Source organism: Lentilactobacillus sp. Marseille-Q4993, from assembly GCF_951230165.1.
GTDB lineage: Bacteria > Bacillota > Bacilli > Lactobacillales > Lactobacillaceae > Lentilactobacillus.
The window spans coordinates 26,701-33,530 of sequence record NZ_CATNVB010000026.1 but is presented as its reverse complement, the minus strand read 5'-3'; the positions used below and the strand labels follow the sequence as shown (position 1 = coordinate 33,530).

Sequence of the window (6,830 nt, the reverse complement as noted above, 5' to 3'; positions counted from 1 at the left end):
CCAATAGAAAGTTTTTGGAGTCACATAAAAGAAGAATATTTCCAATTTCACAACCGTATAACCAAGAACGAAATGAATAGCGAGATTGAGGAGTGTATCAATTGGTATAACTTCAATCGCCGCCAATCAACACTAAAAGGCATGACTCCGATAGAATATCGAAATCATGCCTCAAATAAGATTGCCTAATTTTAATTATTTAACTGTCCGCTTGACACGGAGTAGCTCCGCCTTAGATCTAGCCTTTCGTTCAGCCTTCTTTTGTTCTTCTTTTTCTTGCTTGATCCGAATGTCGATTCCAGCAATAACGAGGGCTTTTTCTTTCATGGATAGTGCCAGCCATTCAGCCGGTCTCCAATGATATTCATTCATGACATAGTGGTAGTATTGGAATTCTGGGCTATCACCATCACGAATTATTTTTTTACTTCTTTTACCTCATCTTCGAGGGTCTCACCGATACCGGATAACTGTTGTGCTTTTTGCGTCAGGTCCATAAACTCATTGAGTTTGAGCATCTTCTTCAAAGTTGCTACAGCGTCACCCATAGTGGCATAAGACTTTTGTAATTCAGCATTGTTCAAATCAGGTTGAATAACTGAAGCTGCCACGAATGCTTCGGCATACCCTGTTTGGTCAATATCACGTTCAACTTGACCAGTCCTAGGGTTCTTGCGTTGCTTTGTGTAGCGCTTCTGTAATGCCTCGTTCTCGTCATTCGTGAGTTCCTTCAAGATAAATGGTGACTTGAAGCGGGGTAATTTAACTTCTTGTTTCTTAATTTCATGATCGACGTTTTCCGCTAAGAAATCCGCAATATTTACTTGTGCCATGTGATTGCCCTCCATTATTCGTTATTGTCTGTATCGATTATTCTTCAAAGCCAGTGAAGGCTTCAACTAACTCCACACCTTCAAAAGTGAAGTCTGATTCCCATTGCATAACGTCATCATCCGCTTCAAAGTCAGCGAATGGCACGTCATCCAAGTTCACATCCTTGAACAAAATGGTTTGTTTACCAGCGATTGAAGTTGGGTCCTCAATTTCCATCGTGGCTTCAAAGTATAAGTCCTTGCCACCTTGGATGTATGGCAGTGCGTATTTAGCCCAGTTTGAGCTGATAACGTAACCGCCAAGAGTCCCAGTTCCTTCAACAGAAGTGGTCTTCTTGTGCTTCCACCGTGAGCCAAGGGTTTGTACATCTTCCTTGTTCTTCTCTAGCTTAGCGGCGAATTGGTTACATTCGATCATGGGCCAGATGTGATTGCCGAAATTGATGAAAATCTTAGCGTCTTTAGTCGAGATAGTATCACGGCCGTTCAAAAATTGGCCGACAGTTGATACTGATTCATTTTCATTGTATGCCATAGTTTAATCGCTCCTTTCCTAGTGTACAGTGATGGTCATGTAGAGTTTTTCCATTGCGTCAGTTGGCGTAACGGCTAGGTTGACTAAGATAGAATCCTTGTCATTACCTGGTTGCACGTCAATGTCCTCAGGATCAAAGCCATCAATGACACTAGCATCAGCTAAGTCCCGTAAATAACTCACACGATTTACTTTAAATAGTCCACGGCCAGTGGCATCGTTTGCGACTTTGCCAATGAACTGGGTCTCAAAGACGAGTTGTGTGTTAGTCGCAATGGTATCAAGGGTTCTGATAACCTGGTTCTTGCGGAAGTCTTTTGGCTTGTCATCAGTGAAGGTACTGAGGGTATTCAAGTCTTGTTCAACCACGACAGAACCATCCCGCCGCGTAGTGAAGACAATCTGACCACTAGTCAATGCTTTGATAGTTTGCTCGTTGTTCAAGCGTGGATAAGCACTGACCGCCTCTGGGTAGATGGCATAAGTCAATGACTTACCAGCCCCAGCGGCTGCTGATGCTCCAGCAAACCAACCAGTAGCGGTGGTGGTATCAAGTTTGGTACCATCAGCCAATTCAACTCCGTTGGTAACCACTGAAACTCCTTCATAGTCATAACTATCACCTTCAAGGTATGGCAACACGGCTCTAACTTTGTAGCCTTCATCTTCACGAAGACGTTTGACCATCTGAGCTACTAACTTGTGGATGTTATCGTCTGGCTTGAAGCCAGCAGTAGTGACCGTGTTGTATTGCTCAGTTTCCAAGGCATCATTGAGCTTAGCAGTAACATCACTTTCGGTTGATGTCCCACCAGCTAACTTGTAAGTGGTTGAAGCAGCTAAGGCTTCAAGTTTAGCTTTACCAGCTTCCACGGAGAACTCAGCACCACCATCAACTGGTAATACTTCAGGTATTGGTTCAGTGTTATCACCGGTAAACACTACGTCGACGTACTCATTGCTTTGTAAGGCTCTGGCGGTAGTGGTTCTAACGGTTTGTTGGTCCACTAATTCAGTGCCAAAAATCGTCTTGACCGTAATGCGAGTAGCATCACTAGGGTCTTTTTCCACAGTGACGGTTAAATCATTACCCTTAGTCCCTGCATACTTAGCCTCAAAATTCCAAGGTAACGCTGCATCTTCGTACTTCGCTTTGTCCCCTGCGTTCGCATTCAATAACAATACGGTCAAGGCACCTTTGAGTGTCTCCCGTAATGCGGCAAACTTAGGGTCAGTGAGCTTTGTTCCTAACGCAGCTTGAAAATCTGAGCTGTTATTCAATTCAATTACGCCATCTTTACCCCAATCCAACTGGGTTGAGTTAATTAGTAACGTCCGGCCTAAAGTCGTATCAACTTTAGGTTGAGCCGCAGCTTTGGTGTTGATATAAGCACCAGGACGCACTTTATTCTGGCTTGTCCATGTTCCTCCTGCCATTAATGGATTCCTCCTTTAAACTTCTTAATTTCTTTTCTAGCGTCGTCTACGGAATAGAGTTGATTGTCATTCAGAACGACAGCTAGGATATCTTTTTCAACAATAGAAAAGCCCTGGCTATCAACCAGAGCTTCTTTGGGATATTTAGTTTGTTGTTTGCGAGCCACCGGCAAGACCTCCTTTGTACTTCATTGTTTCGAGCATAGTCGTCTCCCGTTGAGGGTAAGCCCGTAACTGAACTTTGAACGTCATAGTCAAGGCCCCATCCGATTCGGTGAATTCACGTTCTCTGATATACGCAAAGTCCGCTAGACTCAGGAAGTTATCCAATAGGAACTCTTCCATTACCTCCAACTGAACATTGGTCTTCTTAGCAGGGTCAGGGAAATATACGATCTGATAGTAATATGACCGGTTCTGGCGTTCAAATAATTCGGGGCGTGACACGGTGGTCACACGGGTAATAAAGAAACTCGGTTCCTTAAAACCAGCGGGCTGGTTCTCTCGATAAATCGGCAAGGTAGGTTGCAAGCGGTGAAGCTCGTTAGCAATCCGTTCAACTATTTTCATCAATCTAACAACCCCCTTAGTGCCTCATCAAATATCGGCTGAAAAGTAGTTGGAAACTGACCTTCAATGTGGACGAGGGACTTCTTCAAGAAGAACTGCCCAGGCACCCATGAACCACCGCCACGTGTGCGGTGACCATTCTCAACGAACCCAGCGTATTCAGTATTGTTTTGGAGTTCAAATGAGAACGAACCGCCACCATAACTCATGCCACTCGTGTTCCAAGCACCCCGTAAACGACCAGTATCAACGGGTGTATTGCCCTTAACGTCACGAATCGCTACGTTAGCCAGTTTCTGCATTCCTTGGCCGACTTTATGGACGGCTTCTTTAGCAGCGACTTTGTTCTTAACGCGGTTAGCAAAGGCTTGAAACTCAGCATCATCAATTGTTCCGAATGCCATGAGTGACCACTTCCTTTGCTTTCTCGTCCCGAATCATTGCCACTTCCAGGTGAGATACATAACCGGTGTAGGCTTTACCAGTCTGTTTGTACTTAGTCTTATGACCATTGGTATCAGTCACCCACACAGTGCTACCAGCGGGGATATCAATGCCGGTACGAATATACATCACCACATCATACTCATCCGTACCGAAGTACGACTGTTGAGATGGTTTCAGTGATTTACGGGATATCTTAGCCGGTTCATCCTCCACGATGAGAGAGGGTTCACTGTCGGCAAACACGCCATCAGTGGTATCAGTGACGCCATAGATAGTAACTTTATCGAACCACAATGTTGGTAGCACTGCACCCATTGCTTTATACGCATCTTGCATCATGGTCGCTTCACCACCCTAAACTGATTGAGCTGCATCACATAATCATCAGTAATTGGATTGATTTTTAAAATTGCCGCATATATCTCAGCCGGTGATTTAAACGTGACCGAAGTATCACCCTCGGTCAAACTACCCGTATTTGTGAGGGGCACGAGTAGCCCATGCGTCGTGATCATCAACGTACATAACGCAATGATCGTCTGGTCGAGTTCTTCCGGTAAATCAAGGATCGGGATGTGGGTGTAATTCGCCACATCATTGATAACTTTATCTAAAACAAAATCAAGGATCGTCTGATAGTTAGGGTTCTCAGGGGTGTTCGGATTCAACACCCGAACCTGTTCAATCAGATGATCCCAGCGGGGATGTTTATCCATATAGAACACCTCCTAATAGGCCGTGATTGACTGAATGGCAAAGGCGTCAGATACACTACCTTGTCCTGGAACACTTTGATTTGAGTAAGCGTTCCCGTTACCGGCTGTACCATTGATCTGCAAGGTATAATCATCAATCATTTTCAAATTGACCTTCTGGTCAGAAAGTTCTAGCAATAAATTATCGTTAGTCAAATCTTCCTTCCTGATTGAAATGCCGGCGACTACATCATCATAGTTGCTGATGTTTTGTTTAACATCTGTAATTTTTTGGCTGTATGCTCCAAACTGCAACGGCTGGCCGGTTAATGCAGCCAGCTCTACATTTAGGACAAGGTTATTATTGACCATGCTGACTTTTAATCCAGCAGGTAGTTTAGAGAGGTCAACATCCGTGGTGATGGTGTGGCCCTTAAACACGTGTACCTTATCACCACTCGGCTGACCAGTATTGGTGTCAATAATATCAGCATCAGTGTCAACATCAATCGAGTCAAACAGTACGAACGGTGTCCTTGCAGTATCGATTACGTTATCCCCTGGCTTGACTTTATCTTCTACGGTAAACGCTGGGAACTCATAACTAGCGATCTCTGTATCACCATCAAATACCTTGCCAACAAACGTACCAGCCGGATATTCGTTAGGCTCCAAAGCGACAAACACCTTAGCTTCAGCACTACCCGTACCAACTAATTCCGTGCCTTTATAAACTTTTAGTTCCATTGGGCACACCTCCTAACTAGGATTTCTTAGCAGGAGCAGCTTTAGCCTTTTTAGCACCAGTAACGGCAGCATAACCAGTAGCACGACCAGGCAATAGGAAAACATCTTCGTATGCTTGTTCGTAGTAGAGGAAGTTACCAGCAGTTTGCGCTGATGGTTGGTCTAAGCCAACAAAGGTGTACTTGATCGGCGCGATTTGGGCACCGTTTTGGATCAAGAACATCTGGATAGCTTGGGCATCATCCTTACGCTTAGCACCAGAGGTGAAGTCGTAATCCGTGTCCATCAAGTCAGATGGCACAACCACGATAGTTACTTCGTCCAATGAACGCACGGTTCTAGCGATTGCGTCTGGCGTTGAGATCATGATAGTTCGGTTCTTAGCTGCAGCAGTCTTGAGCAAAGTATTAACGGCTGGAGTTACGTAAAGCAAACGGCCAGTCGCAGGTACTCTTGCTTCGTCCATGTCTTCCATCATCTTGTCGTAGATTTCAAGGACGTTATCAGCCGTCAAGGCGTCAGTGTAGAGACCACCTTCATCTTTAACGTTATTAGCGGCAACTTTCTCTTTGTAGAGCTTTGAAGTCATGTAACTATCATCTTCAGGCAACTTTTGTTGGATGTTGAATTGGCGAGTAACATTGCCAACAGTAACGAGTTGGTTAGTTTCGTCCACGTCCAATGGATCAACGAGAGTATCCCAGTAACGGTCAAAGGCCAATTGCTTTGGGATCCAATCAGTTGAGTAGTTGGTGATTGGTGAAGTGATCGTTCGCCGTTGACGGTCCTTACGACCTTCGTCGATAGTAAGTTTTGGTAATTTAACGGTCTTAGCGTTCACGAAACTGACGGAAGCGTTAGATGGTGATTGCCACAAGGCATTGGTATATAAGTAATCTGTATAAAAGCCATCAACGATTGCTTGTTGGTAGGCTTCTGCGTAATTAACAACACTTGGCATTATTAATTATCTCCTTTCGAATTAGGGTTGAAAATGTCAACCAGGGTCTGAACTTGACTCGTATCTTTTGAACCATTACCACCTTGGGGTTGGTAAGTTGAATCGTTGCCCTCGTCAAACAGATAGGCATCTGTCTTTTTGAGCTCAGCAATTTGACCATCTAAACCTTCAAGCTGACCGTCTTCAGTTAGTTTGATGTTATCCATATCAAGCAAAGCTTCAGCGGCTTTGGGGTTGCGGACCTTAGCTGAAGCCAAAGCATTGTTCAATGCCCCGTTGAGCTTAGTTTGTTGCAACTCGTTAGTAAGTGTCTCGGTATCAGTCTTGTATTTGGTCTGCCATTCTTCAAGTTGGCTAGACAATTCAGCATTATCTTTCACCTGTTTTTGCAGACCTTTCAAGTCCTTATCCCGTTCACTGATTTGAGTTTTTAGCGATTCGTTTTCCTGTTGGAGCGTATCACTACCACTCTTGGCTTTCTCGATATCAGCACCATTCAAACTCATGATTTTCTCGATCTGTTCATCAGATAGTTCAAGTTCTTTTAATTGTTCACGTTTCATAGCAATATCCTCTCTCGCAATATTTTACGTGGGGCGACCACA

Annotated in this window: 13 protein-coding genes; 1 reads left to right on the top strand and 12 read right to left on the bottom strand. The window is 44.3% G+C overall.

All coding sequences use genetic code 11. The features are described 5' to 3' along the window. Positions 1-189, top strand: a 189-nt coding sequence (locus QOW94_RS08545; protein WP_283679956.1) for an IS3 family transposase, incomplete at its 5' end; no start/stop codon positions are given. Positions 190-195: 6 nt separating this feature from the next. Here QOW94_RS08545 and QOW94_RS08540 read toward each other — a convergent pair. The 12 genes from QOW94_RS08540 to QOW94_RS08485 all read right to left on the bottom strand — a co-directional run bounded on the left by QOW94_RS08540 (position 196) and on the right by QOW94_RS08485 (position 6,788). Next, positions 196-327: a hypothetical protein gene (locus QOW94_RS08540; protein WP_283679954.1), complete on the bottom strand. Its 132-nt coding sequence runs from the start codon at positions 325-327 to the stop codon at positions 196-198. 89 nt (positions 328-416) lie between these two features. Further along, a complete protein-coding gene (locus QOW94_RS08535) occupies positions 417-833 on the bottom strand; it encodes a phage tail assembly chaperone (protein ID WP_283679953.1) in 417 nt (138 codons plus the stop codon). A gap of 37 nt (positions 834-870) precedes the next feature. Beyond that, positions 871-1,368, bottom strand: coding sequence for a phage tail tube protein (locus QOW94_RS08530; RefSeq protein ID WP_283679952.1), 498 nt, complete (start codon positions 1,366-1,368; stop codon positions 871-873). A gap of 18 nt (positions 1,369-1,386) precedes the next feature. Further along, positions 1,387-2,805: a phage tail sheath C-terminal domain-containing protein gene (locus QOW94_RS08525; RefSeq protein ID WP_283679951.1), complete on the bottom strand. Its 1,419-nt coding sequence runs from the start codon at positions 2,803-2,805 to the stop codon at positions 1,387-1,389. Further along, entirely contained in the window at positions 2,805-2,972 is a 168-nt protein-coding gene (locus QOW94_RS08520; RefSeq protein WP_283679950.1) for a hypothetical protein, read from the bottom strand. The genes QOW94_RS08525 and QOW94_RS08520 overlap by 1 nt, the downstream gene beginning before the upstream one ends. After that, entirely contained in the window at positions 2,950-3,375 is a 426-nt protein-coding gene (locus QOW94_RS08515; RefSeq protein ID WP_349630355.1) for a phage tail terminator family protein, read from the bottom strand. The genes QOW94_RS08520 and QOW94_RS08515 overlap by 23 nt, the downstream gene beginning before the upstream one ends. Continuing rightward, positions 3,375-3,779, bottom strand: coding sequence for an HK97 gp10 family phage protein (locus tag QOW94_RS08510; RefSeq protein WP_283679948.1), 405 nt, complete (start codon positions 3,777-3,779; stop codon positions 3,375-3,377). Before QOW94_RS08510 ends, QOW94_RS08515 begins: the two co-directional genes overlap by 1 nt. Beyond that, the gene (locus tag QOW94_RS08505) at positions 3,760-4,161 is read right to left on the bottom strand and encodes a hypothetical protein (protein ID WP_283679947.1); all 402 of its coding nucleotides are present in this window, start codon (positions 4,159-4,161) and stop codon (positions 3,760-3,762) included. The genes QOW94_RS08510 and QOW94_RS08505 overlap by 20 nt, the downstream gene beginning before the upstream one ends. Beyond that, positions 4,158-4,538, bottom strand: a complete 381-nt coding sequence (locus QOW94_RS08500) for a head-tail connector protein (RefSeq protein WP_283679946.1) — start codon at positions 4,536-4,538, stop codon at positions 4,158-4,160. Before QOW94_RS08500 ends, QOW94_RS08505 begins: the two co-directional genes overlap by 4 nt. Positions 4,539-4,550: 12 nt before the next feature. Continuing rightward, positions 4,551-5,264 (bottom strand): hypothetical protein, encoded by a 714-nt coding sequence (locus QOW94_RS08495; RefSeq protein WP_283679945.1) that lies wholly within the window; start codon positions 5,262-5,264, stop codon positions 4,551-4,553. A gap of 16 nt (positions 5,265-5,280) precedes the next feature. Next, the gene (locus QOW94_RS08490; RefSeq protein ID WP_283679944.1) at positions 5,281-6,225 is read right to left on the bottom strand and encodes a capsid protein; all 945 of its coding nucleotides are present in this window, start codon (positions 6,223-6,225) and stop codon (positions 5,281-5,283) included. 2 nt (positions 6,226-6,227) lie between these two features. After that, the gene (locus QOW94_RS08485) at positions 6,228-6,788 is read right to left on the bottom strand and encodes a phage scaffolding protein (protein WP_283679943.1); all 561 of its coding nucleotides are present in this window, start codon (positions 6,786-6,788) and stop codon (positions 6,228-6,230) included. Positions 6,789-6,830: the final 42 nt, after the last annotated feature.